Consider the following 16,300-nt stretch of genomic DNA (forward strand, 5'->3'; position numbering starts at 1 on the left):
ACAATTGTCGGCGATCTCGCAGCTGTCACGCGGACAGGGCGGCGAGCTTCGTCTTCAATGTGTCGATGGTGGGCTTCAGGATCTCGGAGACCCCAGGGATCGCCAGGACCTTGTCAAACAATCCGTTGAGCGTCGGTATCAGCGGGCTTACCAGTGCCGTAAGGGCGGCCCGCTGGCCAGCAGAAAGCTGTCCCAGCACGGCGCTGACCTTGTCGAGTTGGTTCCCTGCATCTTGCAGCTTTGGCAAGGCGGCGTTGGCTGAGGCTGCGTCGGTTATTCCGGTGAGCGTCGTTTGAAGGCTGGCAAGGCTGTCCTTGACCTGCTTGCCGACGTCGATTCCGCCGACCGTCAAGCTCTGCTCGCCCGTGGCGACCTGTGGAGTAACTGGCTGGCTCTGCCGCCCGAACAGATAGAAAAGCACGACTGCAATAACCAAGGCGGCAACCAGCAAATAGAGCCAGTTGCGCGATGCGGGCGGTGCGGTCGTGGCCGCGCGTTGCCCGGCGCCGCTGATAGAGGAAACGGACGAGGCTGCGCTGCGTGCTGTTTGGCCGGCGGCCGCTGTTGTCGCTCGCGCCGTCGCGCCGAGCGACCCGAGCAGGCCAGCGCCGCCGAGTAGTTCGCTCATCCCCGACGGCAATGCAGCGGCAATATTGTCCTTCTGGCTCGCGAGCAATCCGGCGATGCCGTTGGCGCTGAGATCGCCGCCGCTGTGCTGGGCGAGGCCTCCCATGACAAGCGGCGCCAGCGTTCCAAGCAACGACCCGCTTGCATTCTGATCCAGACCAGAAATCTTGCCTATGGCATTCGCAAGCGCTCCGCCATCTTTGGAGCCGAACACCGACGAAATGATTTGCGAGCCGCTCTGGGCAAGCGATTCCGGGCCGCCCGCTGCGAGCATTCCAGCGAGATTACCAAGCGATCCGCTCTGCTGTTTGGCCGCGTCGGCGATCTTCTGCGCCCCACCTGGTTGTGCGGCAATACTCCCAAGCCCTGCTAGAACTGCCGGCACGGCAGCACCCACAGCGCTCTGCACCTTGCCGCTATCGAGCCCCAGAGCTGCCGCGATACGCCCGATCACATCAGGCGTCAGCATCTGCATGACATACGAAACAAGATTGCTGGCCATTGGTGCCCCTCCCCAAGATATCGTTGATGAGTGCCTTTCTCTCCGAGCCGTCTACTCGACGGCTTGGTGAAGGGCTGCAAACGATTCGCGCTTCTCGGAGTTCGCCCCGAGACTTGGTTGTCAGAATTTCCAATCTACTTTTATTAGCATTTAAAGATATATTGCACCAGTTTGTATGTCGCTGGGCGGCTATTGTCGGGCGCGAAACCCATCCGACGCGGTCTAGCCAACGACGCAGTCCATCCTGATCGGCTCCCGCGCGAGCCACCTCGAAAAGCGCATCGATTATCGTGACGGGCAGGGCCCATGGCGGGATAATCCTTGGCACCGCCGAAGGACACGCCTGATCGACAACAGCTGTTGGAGATCACATGGCGTCGATCAGAAAGCTCAGGGGACGCTGAAGAACAGGTGCGCCGGCCCGGCAACAGCCCGGCCGCAAGTCGTTCGACGGTAGGCTCGAAGCCCAAAAGTGGCTGGCGATTCCGTCAGTCGCTCCCGGCAAGACGTGGGACTGCCTGAATTCAATCAAACAGGCTGCCCATTCGCAGGATCAGCTTTTTGTCGAAGAGGTGCCCCCTATCGAACATCCACTTCAGCGCTTGCGTGTTGCTCCATGCGCGTTTGTAGGGGCGGACGCTCGTAAGGGCGTCAAACACGTCGCACACCGTGCATATACGAATAGGCAAACTCAGTTGATCGGCTCTAAGGCCAAGCGGATAGCCGCTTCCGTCCAGGGCTTCATGGTGAAATCGACAGATTTCAAGAATCAGGTCAGAGACTTCCGGATATTGTTTAAGGAGCATGTAGCCGCGCTCGGGATGACTGCGTATGACTTTGCGCTCCGCATCTGTCAGTTGTCCGGTCTTGTTGAGGATAGCGTTTGGTATCATCAGCTTGCCAAGATCATGTAAGAGGCCGGCTAGGGTCAGTTCTTTAATCGTTTCCTCTTCCAGGCCCGACAGGTGGCCGAGCCCCGTCATTAGCCCGCCGACCGCGAGCGAGTGCACGTAAGTTCCCTCATCCTTGGTCTTCAGCCGCGTGACCTCGACCAATAGATGGGGCGAGGCCTTTAAGGAGGCGGCTATGTGCCTGGCTGCGGGGGCGAATCGATCGATATCGAATTTTCCTAATTTGATATCTTCAAAACCGTCGCGCAAAATCCCGGTAACTTGAGCTACAGTGTGCTGGATCCGTGTGCGCTCGTTCAGCTCCTGCACAGACTTGGGTTGAAGGTCTTCGTCCGCCTGTCGGAAAACCGGTAACCCACAATCGACCCTGCTCTTTACCCGGTTGACCAACACGTTTTCCGCCGACGAGGCGAGTATAGAATGCAGAGCGGAATCCGTTTCCAACAAGAAGCGTCGGCCGGAGAACTCCAAGTCCGAGCATTCTACCGATTCAATAAACATTCCTTTGCGAAGCATAGACTTCGGAATGCGCAAGATCACGCTTAGCGACCCCTCGTTGCTGATACGTTTCCCCTTTTAAGGGTATATCTAATATCTAATAAAAAACCTTTACGTGTTTCGATAGAAAGCTCCGGTTGCGGCAGGCTGAGTCGACCGGAACGAGAGGATATTCAGGCACCCTTGTCTGCTTACTGACGAGGCAAGGACTCGTCGCAAGTGCGAAGACGATACACATCTTGAGACGCCGGGATAATCCTTGGCTCCCCGTCAGAGGCGAGTTGGCTTACCGGACGATGATCGGCTTGAGCCAGCAGGATATCGCTTCGTTCCGTGACGAGCGCTTGCCGAAGGGTTGTCTTTGTCGATGAGGACGGTAAGTCGTGGCGACTGAGGCTCAGCTGGCATGCGTGTTTCTCCACAACTCTATGGTGTTGCGGGCCAAGGCGTCACGCGCCCATTGAGCCCAGAGATCTGTGGGAGGCAGCCAAAACCACCCGCCAAGCTCGTCACCGACAACCTCTGACTTTCCGGCCGCGGCGCACGCTGCAGTAAGGAGGCAGACCCAGGCGGCCCGTTTCTCGTGATCCCTCTCAGCCAATACAGTGCCTACCAGTTCGAGGTTCTGCCATCCGATCGTGTGAAACAGATTTTCGAGAACGCCACTATCGACAGCGTGATCATACAGCCAATCGAACTTCTTGCGCTTGCCCGCCGTCGGCATTGCGAAGCGCGCTTCGGGTAAAAGAACCCCTAAGAATGCGTTGGGAAATGCTTCAACAATCGAGGCACCAATCCGAATTGTCCTTTCCACTGCAGTATTCCGGGCGGCGAGATGCACGATCTGCTCCGCCGTCTCCGCTGCGGCACGCCTCAAGTCGCGTCCATATCCATGATGGCTCAAGCCCGGCTTGCATCGCACTTGGAAGGAGCCGCGAATGAAGATTCGCTCACAGAGACGTTCGAGACTGTCGGCCGAACCGAGAGGAACAAGAGGACCGTCGATTGCGATCACAGCGAATGTCGTCGCTGAGGGAATGTGCTGACTACGGCGCTGCCAGTCGGTGTATGTCCTTGTAGCTTTGAATGCTCCACCTTTGCTCCAAGCGATACCCGTCGTTGGCCGCGATCTCGAGAAGCCGACGTCGATACCCAGCAGCGCAATACCGTCTAAATCTACCATAGCCTCCCCGTTTGGTGTCGTGCACCACGCTAATCACTACGACTAGCCGCCCCATTGTTTCGACATCGAAAACATGCTGAGTTCCTTAATGGCGAAAAGCCAACTCTGGAAGAACAACCTCCCACGCTTCACGGCGAAGCGTGCCGCGAAATTCTTCAGCATTGTCGAACTTTTGCCAACGGATGATTGCGCTAACCTCGCCACGAACGAACGACCCGTCCAAGGGACGGTAGCCCTGAGCCATCCGCCCGACCGTCACTCCGTCACTGGTTCGAACCTCCCAACGTCCGTTGTTCTCTGTCAGTTGGACGGGATCGCCGGTTTGTATCTTCGCCAGAGCCTGATGGACCGGATGGATTGCCGCCCGCCTGCCCACCCAGGACAAATCCACCATGTGCGGCTCTACGGTCTGGTATCGCAAGCCAAAGTCGGTTTGCGAAGACTTAACCGGAGTTACCCGACGCTCCAGCAATTTTGCCGCGGCCTCGCGCAGAATCGGATGCCTATCTTGCATCGACAAGATCGCCAAGCTGCGCTTCGCCCGGGTCATAGCGACATAAAATAGCCGGCGCGAGGCGTCGCGATCCTCCTCTTTCGATATCCGATCCCATCCGCCATCAAGGATCACAACATCGTCGAACTCTAACCCCTTGGCACGATGGGCGGTCATCAACATCAATCCGCGCTGCTCGTGACGGATATCGCGAACCCATTCGGCCATCATCTCAATGACGTCAGCAATGGGAACAGCTCTCCCGTCGAGCTCGGTATCGAGTGCCGCGACACCTTCTGAGATCAGAGCCCACCAATGGTTCGAAGTCTGCGTGGCTATAAAGCCTTGCATAGCTCCGGCGGCTATCATCTTCGTAGGCTCCGCTCTAAGGAACGCAAGAAACACCTGGACTTCCCGCAAACGCCAGAAGGGAGGCATGCCCTCGCTCGCGAGTTGAACCGGTATACCACGCGCCTCACAATAGCTACGCACCGGTTCCAGGAGCCGCCATTCGCGTGCGATGATCGCCGCCTTTGCCCAGGACCAGTCCGGCCCCAGCTGGGACAGGCGGAGTAGTTCATCAACGGCGGCGTTGGCCTGTGCTGCGGGGTCTGACGCCGTGCGCAAGAGCTGAACCCGTCCCTGTGCGACCGGATCCCGCGATGCCAGTGCACCGCCTTCTGGGTCTTTAGCGCGGCCGCGATTGATCGTGATGTCATGGCCGGTTTTCATCCGGTCAGTGGCTGGCGCAATCACGCTATTGGCCGCCTCGATAATTGCCGCTGTGGAGCGATAGTTCTCGATCAGATAGCTGGGCTTGGCAGAGTAGTCAGCCTCGAAGCGTCGGATGAACTCAATCGACGCGCCGGCGAAGGCATAGATGTTTTGGTCGTCGTCGCCCACTGCAAACAGGCTGAGGCGCTGGTCTGCGTCATCGAGCGATCGGCCTGCCACGGCGGCAATCAGGGCGTATTCCTCGGGACCGATATCCTGATACTCGTCGACTAGGATCCAGCGATAGCCTTGAATTAGGGTTTCGCGGAGGGCTTCGGCTTCGACCTTCGGAAGGCCTTCGCCTTTCAGCAGGGTGACGGCCTCCATCACTATCTTGTCGAACTCATGCGGAGTATCGGCTTCGCCTGCAAAACTTGCTCCCACCAGTCGCATCGCGAGCGCGTGACAGGTCGAGACGGTCACGCTATTCGCGTCGTCACCGATCAGCTCCTTCAGACGTTTGCGGATTTCGACTGCGGCATGACGGTTATAGGTCAGAACAAGAATACCACGCGGATCTTCGCGTTTGACTCGCACGAGATAAGCGACGCGATGCACCAGCACTCGTGTCTTCCCGGAACCTGGTCCTGCAAGGACTAGCACGTTCGTCTGTTCGCGATCATCGGCGACAATCTTCGACTGCACCGGGTTACCAAGACCGTCCACGATTTGCCGCCAGCTTTCCGGTGTCGTTTGGCGGCGCAATTCGCCCGCTCGATCCGGCAACCAGCGCTTCAAGAAGGCTTCCTTGTCCAGCTTGAAATAGTCAGCCGAGAGCAGCTCGGCGTCCTTGGCTGAGGTTAGGCCGCGCTCTGCATAGGCCGCCATGATATGTGCCTGGATGGTCTGCTCGCTGTAATGATCCTCGAGAGGCAAAAAGTCCTTTTGAGTAAATTGACCACCGCCGGGGCGAAGGTGGACAGTGATCGCTGGGCGGAAGATCGTCAGACCCCGGCCAAGTGTGATCACGCCTTGTTCGTGCATCCACATAAGTGCCCTGCCGAGCAACTTGGTCGCATCCCGGACCGAGCCCTTCAGGAAAACATCCCCCATGATGGCGGCTTGCATCTTGCCCATCGTGGTCTCAACCCTGAGATCTTTGCCGCGCGTGCCTTTCGCCACCAACCCTTCGAGATGCTGGAGCAAAAGCTCTGCACCGCGACGGCGGATTTCCGCCGTCCGGCTTACCATTTCCCAGGACCGCTGCAGCCGCACCAAGTAGGTGTTCCGGTTCGCTTTGCGCAGATGGATGTTGCCGCGCCCGCCTTCCTCATCGCGCCCATCCTGCGCCAAACTCCGCAGATGCGCCTCAATTAGGTCCGGGCGCGCCCCGACATGGCCCTGATCGCGTAGAATTTGACAGGTTGCTGCGAGAAGTAAGGGTTGCGCTTCGCCACCCTCGGCATCGGGCGACGCTTCACGCATCGCTGCGATCAACGCGGTTTCCAGGGCCGTAGCGATTTGGAAGCGCTGTTTTGATGCGCCCTCGACCCCGACATGAATAAAGATTGTAATGGCCGTGTCGTCGGTCGCGATACCAAGCGTCTCGAGATCGGACAAAGCCTTCCGAAGTGCCCCGCCTGTCAGACCGCTAGCTCCGGAAAGCTCGTCGGTCGAGACCCCGGCATCTGGAGAGGCTGTCATTAGATGCCGTACGAGGTCCAGAAGTTGCTTGCGCCGGCTTCCGGCGAGCTCGGTCTTCGACAGGATCGCCTCGGCCTCTTCCATGGTGCGGATTCGCAGGGATGAGGGAAAGACCTGCACCCGGTTCTCTTCCCGTGTCAGCAGCGTGGATTCTTCGAGCCAGGCAACTGCTGTCTTCACCCGCGTGTCATCAGTTGCGCTGTCGCGTTCAAATTCCTGTGCTGCCTCTTCCCGCACTATTTCGCCTGGGGTCGCGACGACCTCGCCGCTAGATTTCCCGCGGGTATCGAGCCGGCGGAGAGCTTTTAAGATTGCGCCTATCTCATGCCGTGCCAGACGCGAGCGCGCGTTAAGAGAGAATTGCCGCTCGACATCCTCGGTATTGAACAGAAGCACGCAGATCGCGGGATCGCGGTCACGGCCGGCCCTTCCTGCTTCCTGCAGATAGTTTTCGAGCGAACCTGGAATATCACCATGCACCACGAGCCTGATATCGGGCTTGTCGATCCCCATGCCGAAGGCGTTGGTCGCGGCAATGACCCGCAGCTCACCGACACGGAAACGCTCCTGCACTTCCTGCTTGCGTTCGGGCGTCAAGCCGGCGTGAAAGAAGTCGGCGGCCAATCCCTGCTGCTGTAGGAAATCCGCAATACGCTCGGTCGCAGATCGCGTTGCACAATAAACAACCGCACCCGAAGCACCATCGCGCGGAAGGGCGCGTTCGATGGTATCGAGAATATCGGCTAGCTTCCGATTGCGGTGGGTCTCCTGCACTTCAAAGGTAAGGTTCTCACGGGTTGCTCCGCCGTCGAGAAGGAGCAGTTCCACGCCGAGGCGAGACTGGAAGTGATCGCGGATATCACGCACGACTTCCGGCTTGGCCGTCGCAGTCAGGCACACCACTGGCGCGGGCTCCTGATCACCGGAGTATTCACGGACAAAGCGCGAGATGTAGCGGTAGTCGGGTCGGAAATCATGTCCCCACTTTGAGACGCAGTGGGCTTCATCCAGGATCCAATATCCGATCTCCCGCTGCGAGAGGACCGAGCGCACCGAGGGGCTACGGAGCTGCTCGGGCGAGATTAACAACATGGCAGCATCGCCCAGCCGTACTTGATCCAGCGCAGCATGGCGTTCTGGCATTGAGAGAAGCCCGTTGATCGTAACGCAGCCGCTGATTCCGTGCCGCGCGAGACCTTGAACTTGATCAGCCATCAGTGCGACGAGAGGCGAAATGACAACAGAAAGCGCGCCGATCTTGTCGAACCGCGCCAACGCGGGAATTTGGTAGCAGACAGACTTCCCAGTTCCAGTAGGAAGGATACCGAGAACGGATTTACCCTCCATGGCCTCTGCAACAATGCGTTCCTGCAAGGGGCGTCCGGCATCGTCCTTTGGCTCCGGTCGAAAGCTGTCAAAGCCAAACCAGCGCGAGAGCGCTTTCCTCGGGTCGTTCTTTTCCCGGCACCAGTGGCAGCCTGGGTCGTCGCATGCGCGATCGCGGAGATGCCGAACGATCAGCGATGCCTCACGGAATTGCGCCCGCACCCAAGGCGGCATAACGGAATCCCCGCCTGAGACCGAGATCCACGAAAGTGCATAGGCCATCGGCCAGCCCAGCTGTGGTGAGGACAGGCGGTTCAGTGTTTGCTGGATCCGCCAAGCGCAAGCCTGACCATCGAGCAGCTCCATCATCGCTTTCGTGGCCTGAGCCGCTCCGGGTCTGGGCGCGGTGCGCAAGCTGGTAAACAACGCATCGAACCCGTCACTCCCAGGCATGCAGGTGGTCAGGTAATGGTAGGCGATAAGAGCGGCAGGCGTCTCCTGCGCCAAGGTTGCAAAGGCTGCGATCTGGTTGGCCAGCACATCGAGGACGAGGCGCGCATCCAGCTCCGGATCGTTAACATGTCCTGCTTGCAGCCGCCCGTCGTGATGGTGCTTGACCAAACGGTGATATGGATTGCGCGGAAAGGCCAGGGGATTTAGCCAAAGTGTATCAATTGGCTTTGCTGCTAACTGCGCGAAACGTGGCCTCACGGCTGCGAGGTGTGGAAGATCAAATCTTATTATGTTGTGGCCAAGCAGGAAGTCGGCTTGGGAAGCGAGGCCCTCGAGACCGTCAAGTGCGGCTTCGCGGTTTCCGCTTCGGAAAACCACCTTTTGGCCCTGGGAACGAACCGCGGCAAAGGCGAAAATCTTGGCTTGGCCCGGATTAACCTCAAGGTCGATCGACAGGCAGCGGCTAACGAGAGAATCATCAATGTGACTGATCTCAACTCCACCCATGCGTCAGTCTTCCACCCGCGACATCAACATCCTGATTTTGCGAGATAAGCACGACGGACGAGCGCACGCTAGAGGTGAGAACATGCGACGGCGGCTCCACCCGGGAAGGTGTGCTCCGCGTAACGCCGATTTCGCAGTCTTCCGTCGTCCCTGCAGCCGTGCGGCTTCCCGCACACAGAGACCGTAAGACCTTGATTGACTGAGTAATTCATGCCTCTATTCAGGGCGTAACGGCAGAAAAGGGAGCGGGCACTGTGCGAATGAATTCCACTCGGGTCGGACCTGGCTATCCGCAGCTCGTCGTTCTCGTCGGTGCAACGGGCGATCTCTCACGGCGCAAGCTGCTGCCGGGGCTGTTTCATCTCATTAAGGCCGGCTTCATCCCGGGGTGCCGCATCGTCGGCGTCTCACTCGACGAGATTGATGCCGATGGTTTCCGCGCCATCGCACGCGAGTCGCTGAATCTGTTCCTGACTCGCAAGTTCACGGAGGCCGAATGGGAAGATTTCTCCGCTTCGCTTGACTATGTCTCGCTCTCTGCCGGCGCCGGCGTCCTGAAGGAAGCGGTGAAGCGGGCAGAGGAGGCGCTTGGGCCGGAGACGCGACGCGTGCACTATCTCTCTGTGCCGCCGAAGGCGGCGCTTCCAGCCGTGCAACTCCTTGCCGAGGCCGAACTGGTCGAGCGTTGCCGGATTATCATGGAGAAGCCATTTGGGACGGACCTTGCCAGCGCTGTGGAACTGAACACGAAACTGCACGAGGTTTTCGACGAGAAGCAGATTTTCCGTATTGACCACTTCCTCGGCAAGGAGCCGGCGCAGAACATTCTGGCTTTCCGCTTCGCCAACGGCCTTTTCGAGCCGATTTGGAACCGTAACTTCATCGATCACGTGCAGATTGACGTTCCGGAGACGCTAGGGCTTTCCACTCGCGCCGCCTTTTACGAGACGACAGGCGCCTATCGCGACATGGTGGTAACTCACCTCTTTCAAATCCTCGCCTTCATGGCGATGGAGCCGCCCACGGCTCTGGAGCCGGCGCCGATCTCGGAGGAAAAGAATAAAGTGTTCCGCTCCATGCTGCCGATCGAGCCGCGCGACGTGGTCCGCGGCCAATACATCGGCTACCGCAAGGAGCCCGGGGTCGATCCGGAGAGCGACACCGATACTTTCATCGCCTTAAAATGCGCCATCGACAACTGGCGCTGGGCGGGTGTGCCCTTCTTCCTGCGTACCGGAAAGCGTCTGGCCGAGGGGCAACGCATCATCTCGATCGCCTTCCGAGAGCCGCCCAAATCGATGTTTCCGGCCGGTTCGGGCGTTGGGGCACAAGGGCCGGACCACCTCACGTTCGACCTTGCCGATGCCTCAAAGGTCTCCCTGTCCTTCTATGGCAAGCGGCCTGGCCCTGGCTTCAGGCTCGACAAGCTATCGTTGCAGTTCGCCATGAGCGAAACCGGATTGATCGGCGAAGTGCTCGAGGCCTACGAGCGCCTGATCCTCGACGCCATGCGTGGCGATCACACGCTGTTCAACACCGCCGAGGGCATTGAGCGATTGTGGGAGGTCTCGCAACCTCTTCTGGAAAACCCACCACCAGTGCGCCTCTATGATCAGGGCGGTTGGGGCCCAAAATCGATCCACCAGCTCATCGCCCCGCATGCCTGGCGGCTACCGTTCGAGCGCGCCTGGCGAGATTCGGCCAAGGAGTAACCGGCATCCTTGCCGGCATGCATATCCGCAATCAGATTGTCATGGAGCTCTTCGCCACCGGCGAGGTCCAAGCTTATTGATTAGCGCAGTTTATCGCGAACAATGTTGCTTTCGTCGAACGTTAGAATCTTCAGCTTCGGCGATGATAGTTTGCTTCGCCCAAATAGTCCGAAATCTCTTCATGCCGCCCGTTTGCAACATTCAGCCATCGCCGCCCATCTGAATCGCCTCAGGGCGACCGCGCATTGAGGGCCGTGACCGGGACCAGTGGTTGAGCCACGCGCCATGGCAAAAGCGCGCTTCAAACCCTAGCCTGACAACGCCGTTCTGCCTCCGACTCTTGTGCACTTTCACTTCGCGAGGACGAGGACAACGCAATAGTAGCTCATGGTCGTCAGTAATAGCAGCGAAGCCGATGCCGCGAAAAGCACTCGTCTCCCTGCGCTGGCCACCGTCCGCATATTGACCGACAGACCGAGCGCGGCCATCGCAACGACCGTCAGGCCGCCCGAGATCGTCAGGAGGATCGGGATGAGGGTGGTGGGAATGAGCCCCATCGAACGGGCGATCACGACGACGATGAAGCCGATGATGAACCAGGGAACAAGACCGCGCTGCCCCTGCGCGCAGTCGCTTTGGTCCATCCGGAGAAGGCCGAGAATGAAGATGACCGGCCCCAACATCAAGACGCGCAGGAGCTTGATCACTGTTCCGGTCTGCACGGCGACCAACCCCGCAGGGGCGGCTGCAGCGAGGACCTGCGGCACCGCATAGACGGTCAGGCCGGCCAGCGCACCATATTGTCTCGCCGTCATGCCGGCATAGACATAAATCAGCGGCAAAATGAGCAAGGAGGCAACGCCCAGGACCGCGGTGAAGGCGAGCGCGGCAGCAACCTCATCGGAATCCGCGTCGATGACCGGCGCCACGGCGACGACGGCGGAGTTGCCGCATATCGAATTGCCGCAGGCGATCAGCATGGCGAGTCGGTCCGACAGGCCGCACAATCGAGCGACGATGAAGCTGAGGCAGATCGAGATGACAACGATCGCCGCGACACAGGCAACAAGTGTCACACCGGCACTCCACAATGTCCCGAAACTCAAGGACACGCCAAGGAGCACGATGGCGATCTCGAGCAATGTCTTGGAGCTGAAGCTGATACCAGGCTGCCAGGATTTCGTGCTGGGCAAAGCCGTTCGCGTGACGACCCCGATAACGATCGCAAAGACGAGCGCTTCCAAAGGACCGACGCCGAACACGGCATGCTCGAGCTGCTCGAACAGATAGGCAGCGGCAGCAACGGCAATACAGACGAGCAGGCCAGGAACGATCTCGCTTGTATGCTTGAAACAGTTCTGGAGGGTCATCGGGCACCTGGAATTCAGAGATTGCCCTTCAGATTTTTCAGCTAATCGCGTCGACTTCCATCGAATATTCTTCTACATTTCATTCGAGAAAGTAGAATGATTTCCCATGACCTTTGAACAGCTTGCAATTTTTGTCGCGGTGGCGGAGCGCGAGCATCTCACCAAGGCCGCCGCCTCGATCAATCTCACGCCATCCGCCGTCAGCACGGCCATCAAGAACCTGGAACACCGTTACGGCGTCGAGCTTTTTCACCGAGTCGGCCGGCGCATCGAGCTGACGGAGAGCGGCCGTATTTTTCTCTCCGAGTCAAAAACGCTGCTGGCGAGAGCGCGCGCAACCGAACTGGTACTCAGCGAACTCGGCGGGATGCAGCGCGGTACGCTCAGCGTCTTCGCCAGCCAGACGATCGCAAGCTACTGGCTGCCTTCCCGTCTCATGCGGTTTCATGCCTCCCACCCCGGCATCGACCTCAACCTCACCATCGGCAACACCCGTACAGTGGCCGACGCCGTCATCAATGGCGAGGCCGATGTCGGCTTCGTCGAGGGCGATCTCGATGAGCCGGCGCTTGCCGCATCGGTGATCGACCAGGACGAACTGGTGGTCGTTGTGGCGGCAACCCACCCCTGGGCTGGCGCCAAGACGCTTGCCGCCAGCGATCTCACGACCGCCCGCTGGGTGATGCGCGAGGTTGGTTCTGGAACCCGCTCGGTATTCGAGCATGCGCTGGCCAAGATCGGTGTCAATTCGGAAGATCTGAACGTCGCGATGGTGCTTCCCTCCAACGAGGCGATCCTGTCGGCGCTGAAAGACAGCATATGTGCCGCCGCCGTTTCCCGCCTTGCCGCCCAGCAGCACATCGAAGCCGGCAAGCTCATCGAAATCAACTTCTGCCGGCCGATTCGCGAGTTCCGACTCCTGAGACACAAGGAGCGGCACAGCAGCAAGGCCTCCTTGAGGCTAATCGAGATGTGCCGCCATTCGGCTCAAAGCTCATCCAGCGCTACAACGGTTGCGGCAAACTATGTGCCGGCTCGATAAAATACCGGGGCCGGCCTTCCTGCAGCCCGCATAGTCGTAGCGATTATTCCACAACTGCGGCTTATGTGGCAGATTTTCCAATAATCCAGCAGCTTAGCCAAATCAGGTGGCGACGGTTCGGATCCTTTCAAGAGCATAAAAGAGCCGCAAGCGATTGATGATGGTTCGAAACTTCTTGTTGATTTGTCATTCAAATGCATTACCTTCTCTTCAGACGTGGAGAAAGCTATGGCTGCAAATGCACTTGTCCAAACGCGCATTGATGCCGAAATTCGGGATCGTGCCTCCGCCGTGCTTGAGAGCATGGGCCTTACGGTATCGGACGCAGTCCGTATCCTGCTGACCCGCACGGCCAACGAGGGCGCGCTGCCCCTCGAACTCCTTTCGAGTAGCGAGGCGCATGACGCTTGGTTTCGCACTAGGGTGCTTGAGGCGCTGAACGATACTCGACCGGACATCCCAGATAATGAGGTTGAGGCCCATTTTGCGGAACGTCGAGCGGCAGCCCGACTTAGGGTGAGCGCGCGCAAATCGTGAAGCTTACTTGGTCTGCGTTCGCGTTATCTGATCGCGATGCCATATTCACATATATCGAGACAGATAATCCTTCAGCTGCGGTCTTAATCGACGAACGGATTGTGGACGCAACTCGCCGCTTGATCGATTTTCCTGTGAGCGGTCGCATTGGCAGAATTCCTGGCACCCGGGAACTTGTGATCATCGGGACGCCGTATGTAGCGGCATACGCCGTTAGCGAAACAACAGTTCGCATTCTGCGCGTGCTCCATGGCGCGCAGGAGTGGCCAGACTCCCTGCCGACCAGCTAAATCGGCCTTATTAGCGGTGCGTCGGTTCGGATCCGTTCAAGACCGGCAAAGAAGTTGAGGTGTCGAAACAGCGCGACACGAAACTTGTAAAGATGATGTCGTTACGCTATATGGTCGGTGAAAACAGGAGAATTTCTATGCCCACCACCCCGCATAGGAGTAAAAGCCCGGACGCCAGCGTGCCGCTGAATATGCGTATCAAGCCCGCGACCCGCAACTTGATAGACCGCGCTGCTGAATTACTTGGCAAGACGCGCACGGATTTCATGCTGGAAGCCTCTGAACGCCGCGCAGAGGAAGTGCTGCTCGACCGTACTATCTTCACGGTCAGCCCCGAAATCTATGCCGAATACCTTGCGCGACTGGATGCGCCCACGCAGCCCAATGAGCGTCTGAAACGCACCATGTCGACCAAAGCGCCGTGGGATGAGGCGTGACTCTCAGCGCACCGATACCACTGGCCCATCACCACGAGCTGGCAGAATTCAATTCCGGCGTCTTTGAACTGGATGACTGGCTACGTCGCCGCGCCCGCGCCAATCAGGCAAGTGGCGCATCGCGCACCTTTGTCGTGTGTGAAGAAAATCGCGTCATCGCCTATTACGCACTCGCTTCCGGCGCAGTGAAACAGCCGGAAGTGCCCGGCCGTTTTCGGCGCAACATGCCAGATCCAATTCCGGTTGCCGTGCTTGGTCGTCTCGCCATCGATCAGTTCTATCAGGGGCGCGGGATCGGCAGAGCATTGGTGCGCGACGCAGGCTTGCGCTTGCTCAATGCCGCAGAGATCCTCGGCATCCGCGGCGTGCTGGTGCATGCGATTTCCGATGACGCGCGAGCCTTCTATGAGGCGGTGGGCTTTCTGCCTTCGCCATCTGATTCCATGATGCTGATGATCGGCTTGAATGATCTCAACAGCGCGATGAACTCCCAACCTTAGTTTGTCGACGTTTGGCGCAGCGCACTTACAGTCGTTTCTAACTTGCTGTAACCAGTGTAGAAACCATGCCGTGTTGTGGGTTCGCTTCTCGTCAAGGCGACCAATTAGGTTTTTCCAACATTACTTGTGCGATTTGCGACCGGGCTTCAATGGCTCCGGTCTGGGATCGGCCGGATCAGGTGAGGTGAAAAAAATCGCGACGTCCACCTTGAGAGCTCTTGCAAGGCGATCAAGCAGATCAATTGACGCATTGTGTTTGCTTCGTTCGAGATCGCTGATCACTGTGCGATCTACTCCTGCATCGACCGCCAGGTTTTCCTGGGTAACGCCCAGCGATGAGCGCAGTTGTCGAAGATTCCAAGCGATGCGAGCACGAGTGTCCATATTTCATGGCCACCATCTTGCGTTGCATTAATCCATAGGATATATCCGACATAATATATTAATCCTCCCGGACAGGGATTCTCTTGGAAAGAGCGGATCGGCGACCCTCATGGAACTACGCCAACTCTCCTATTTCAAAGCGGTGGCCGAGGAACTGCACTTCGGCCGGGCGGCAGCCAGGATGCACATTGCCCAGCCGGCCTTGAGCAATCATGTGATGTCGCTTGAAAGGGAGCTTGGCTGTCCGCTGTTCATCCGCTCGACCAGAAGGGTGGAACTGACCAGGGCAGGGGAGACCTTCTATGATCGTTGTGTGCGGATCCTGAGCGACATCGACCTGACCACCGAACTGACCCGGGCAGCCGGCGGCAGTCGTATCCGCCAGATTAGGATCGGCAGCATCTATCCGGCCACCATGGGCATGCTGCCGACCTTCCTTGCCAAGATCGCCCGCAAGTTTCCCGATGTCCGCATCCATATCGCCTCTGGCAATACCGGCGAGATCATCCGCGGCCTGGAGACCGGCCAGCTCAATTTAGGCTTCATCCGCCCGGTGGAAAACATCGGCTCGTTGCGCTTCGTCTCGCTTGCGCATGAGCGCTACTACCTGGCGGTTGGCCATGCCAATCCGCTGGCAGCCAGGGAGGAGATCACGATCGACGATCTGCGCACTCAGAAGATCATCGCCTTTTCCCGGCAGAACCTGTCTTTCACGGAACGCTACTTCAATGAGAAGTTCGCCGAATACGACCTCACCGCCAACATTGCCTTCAGCTGCGACGACACCTACTCTCTGGTGTCGCTGGTCTCTGCCGGGCTTGGCATCGGCTTTGCTCCGGAATGGACGCTGGATCTTCCCAATCGCGGCTTTGAGCTGAAGAAGGTAAGCGGGATCGACTTTAGGATCGGGCTTGGCATTGCCTGGAACAGAGAAGACCCGACAGCTGGCCGCGACGACATTGTCGACATTGCACGGTCGCTGGCAAGGCGCGGGCAGGCCGCCGATCGGTTGCAAGGACAATGACTGATTGCGAGTTCGGCTAGAAACAGGATATGCGGTCGTGGGGGCAGTCGGTCGGCGTTTCAACCCCTGCCGTGACGCTGAGTTTT

General features: G+C 58.5%; 14 protein-coding genes and 1 pseudogene. 9 read left to right on the forward strand and 6 right to left on the reverse strand.

Annotated features, from left to right (window positions below; translation table 11 throughout):
* Positions 1-25 precede the first annotated feature (25 nt).
* Together AF71_RS15680 and AF71_RS15685 are read right to left on the reverse strand one after the other, a co-directional pair.
* Positions 26-1,129, reverse strand: a complete 1,104-nt coding sequence (locus AF71_RS15680; RefSeq protein WP_169682013.1) for a DUF937 domain-containing protein — start codon at positions 1,127-1,129, stop codon at positions 26-28.
* 524 nt (positions 1,130-1,653) lie between these two features.
* Positions 1,654-2,580: an HD domain-containing phosphohydrolase gene (locus AF71_RS15685; RefSeq protein WP_169682014.1), complete on the reverse strand. Its 927-nt coding sequence runs from the start codon at positions 2,578-2,580 to the stop codon at positions 1,654-1,656.
* Between the two features lie 105 nt (positions 2,581-2,685).
* Between AF71_RS15685 and AF71_RS31735 the strand changes: the two are divergent.
* Positions 2,686-2,885: pseudogene (locus AF71_RS31735) on the forward strand (hypothetical protein); the annotation flags it as partial.
* Positions 2,886-2,935: 50 nt separating this feature from the next.
* On the opposite strand, the gene AF71_RS32255 reads toward AF71_RS31735, so the two are convergent.
* Together AF71_RS32255 and AF71_RS15695 are read right to left on the reverse strand one after the other, a co-directional pair.
* The gene (locus tag AF71_RS32255) at positions 2,936-3,379 is read right to left on the reverse strand and encodes a hypothetical protein (RefSeq protein WP_348644139.1); all 444 of its coding nucleotides are present in this window, start codon (positions 3,377-3,379) and stop codon (positions 2,936-2,938) included.
* A gap of 427 nt (positions 3,380-3,806) precedes the next feature.
* Positions 3,807-8,327, reverse strand: coding sequence for a RecQ family ATP-dependent DNA helicase (locus AF71_RS15695; protein WP_348644141.1), 4,521 nt, complete (start codon positions 8,325-8,327; stop codon positions 3,807-3,809).
* Between the two features lie 351 nt (positions 8,328-8,678).
* Between AF71_RS15695 and AF71_RS32260 the strand changes: the two genes are divergently transcribed.
* A complete protein-coding gene (locus AF71_RS32260) occupies positions 8,679-8,966 on the forward strand; it encodes a hypothetical protein (protein ID WP_348644140.1) in 288 nt (95 codons plus the stop codon).
* 212 nt (positions 8,967-9,178) lie between these two features.
* Positions 9,179-10,630, forward strand: coding sequence for a glucose-6-phosphate dehydrogenase (zwf, locus tag AF71_RS15700; RefSeq protein ID WP_169682017.1), 1,452 nt, complete (start codon positions 9,179-9,181; stop codon positions 10,628-10,630).
* 350 nt (positions 10,631-10,980) lie between these two features.
* On the opposite strand, the gene AF71_RS15705 is transcribed toward zwf, so the two are convergent.
* On the reverse strand, positions 10,981-12,000 hold the full coding sequence (locus tag AF71_RS15705) for a putative sulfate exporter family transporter (RefSeq protein WP_169682018.1): 1,020 nt from the start codon (positions 11,998-12,000) through the stop codon (positions 10,981-10,983).
* Positions 12,001-12,106: 106 nt separating this feature from the next.
* Between AF71_RS15705 and AF71_RS15710 the strand changes: the two genes are divergently transcribed.
* The 5 genes from AF71_RS15710 (at position 12,107) to AF71_RS15730 (ending at position 14,806) form a co-directional block, all read left to right on the forward strand.
* Positions 12,107-13,042 (forward strand): LysR family transcriptional regulator, encoded by a 936-nt coding sequence (locus AF71_RS15710; RefSeq protein ID WP_169682019.1) that lies wholly within the window; start codon positions 12,107-12,109, stop codon positions 13,040-13,042.
* Positions 13,043-13,270: 228 nt separating this feature from the next.
* Positions 13,271-13,579 carry a type II toxin-antitoxin system RelB/DinJ family antitoxin gene (locus tag AF71_RS15715; RefSeq protein ID WP_169682020.1) on the forward strand — a complete coding sequence of 103 codons (309 nt, stop codon included), beginning with the start codon at positions 13,271-13,273 and terminating at the stop codon, positions 13,577-13,579.
* Positions 13,576-13,869 (forward strand): type II toxin-antitoxin system RelE/ParE family toxin, encoded by a 294-nt coding sequence (locus tag AF71_RS15720; protein ID WP_169682021.1) that lies wholly within the window; start codon positions 13,576-13,578, stop codon positions 13,867-13,869. Before AF71_RS15715 ends, AF71_RS15720 begins: the two co-directional genes overlap by 4 nt.
* A gap of 137 nt (positions 13,870-14,006) precedes the next feature.
* Positions 14,007-14,306, forward strand: a complete 300-nt coding sequence (locus AF71_RS15725) for a DUF1778 domain-containing protein (RefSeq protein WP_169682076.1) — start codon at positions 14,007-14,009, stop codon at positions 14,304-14,306.
* Entirely contained in the window at positions 14,303-14,806 is a 504-nt protein-coding gene (locus tag AF71_RS15730; protein WP_169682023.1) for a GNAT family N-acetyltransferase, read from the forward strand. Before AF71_RS15725 ends, AF71_RS15730 begins: the two co-directional genes overlap by 4 nt.
* A gap of 120 nt (positions 14,807-14,926) precedes the next feature.
* Here AF71_RS15730 and AF71_RS15735 read toward each other — a convergent pair whose 3' ends face one another.
* Positions 14,927-15,190, reverse strand: coding sequence for a helix-turn-helix transcriptional regulator (locus AF71_RS15735; RefSeq protein WP_018859157.1), 264 nt, complete (start codon positions 15,188-15,190; stop codon positions 14,927-14,929).
* A gap of 109 nt (positions 15,191-15,299) precedes the next feature.
* Between AF71_RS15735 and AF71_RS15740 the strand changes: the two genes are divergently transcribed.
* Positions 15,300-16,214: a LysR family transcriptional regulator gene (locus AF71_RS15740; protein WP_169682025.1), complete on the forward strand. Its 915-nt coding sequence runs from the start codon at positions 15,300-15,302 to the stop codon at positions 16,212-16,214.
* Positions 16,215-16,300: the final 86 nt, after the last annotated feature.

The sequence above is a fragment of the Rhizobium sp. 57MFTsu3.2 genome (assembly GCF_012932765.1).
Lineage (GTDB): Bacteria > Pseudomonadota > Alphaproteobacteria > Rhizobiales > Rhizobiaceae > Rhizobium > Rhizobium altiplani.

Excerpts from the sequence above, each read along its gene's own strand:
- AF71_RS15680 (WP_169682013.1), bottom strand. The coding sequence starts at position 1,129 with ATGGCCAGCAATCTTGTTTCGTATGTCATGCAGATGCTGACGCCTGAT.
- AF71_RS15695 (WP_348644141.1), bottom strand. The coding sequence starts at position 8,327 with ATGATGGAGCTGCTCGATGGTCAGGCTTGCGCTTGGCGGATCCAGCAA.
- zwf (WP_169682017.1), top strand. The coding sequence starts at position 9,179 with ATGAATTCCACTCGGGTCGGACCTGGCTATCCGCAGCTCGTCGTTCTC.
- AF71_RS15705 (WP_169682018.1), bottom strand. The coding sequence starts at position 12,000 with ATGACCCTCCAGAACTGTTTCAAGCATACAAGCGAGATCGTTCCTGGC.
- AF71_RS15710 (WP_169682019.1), top strand. The coding sequence starts at position 12,107 with ATGACCTTTGAACAGCTTGCAATTTTTGTCGCGGTGGCGGAGCGCGAG.
- AF71_RS15715 (WP_169682020.1), top strand. The coding sequence starts at position 13,271 with ATGGCTGCAAATGCACTTGTCCAAACGCGCATTGATGCCGAAATTCGG.
- AF71_RS15725 (WP_169682076.1), top strand. The coding sequence starts at position 14,007 with ATGCCCACCACCCCGCATAGGAGTAAAAGCCCGGACGCCAGCGTGCCG.
- AF71_RS15735 (WP_018859157.1), bottom strand. The coding sequence starts at position 15,190 with ATGGACACTCGTGCTCGCATCGCTTGGAATCTTCGACAACTGCGCTCA.
- AF71_RS15740 (WP_169682025.1), top strand. The coding sequence starts at position 15,300 with ATGGAACTACGCCAACTCTCCTATTTCAAAGCGGTGGCCGAGGAACTG.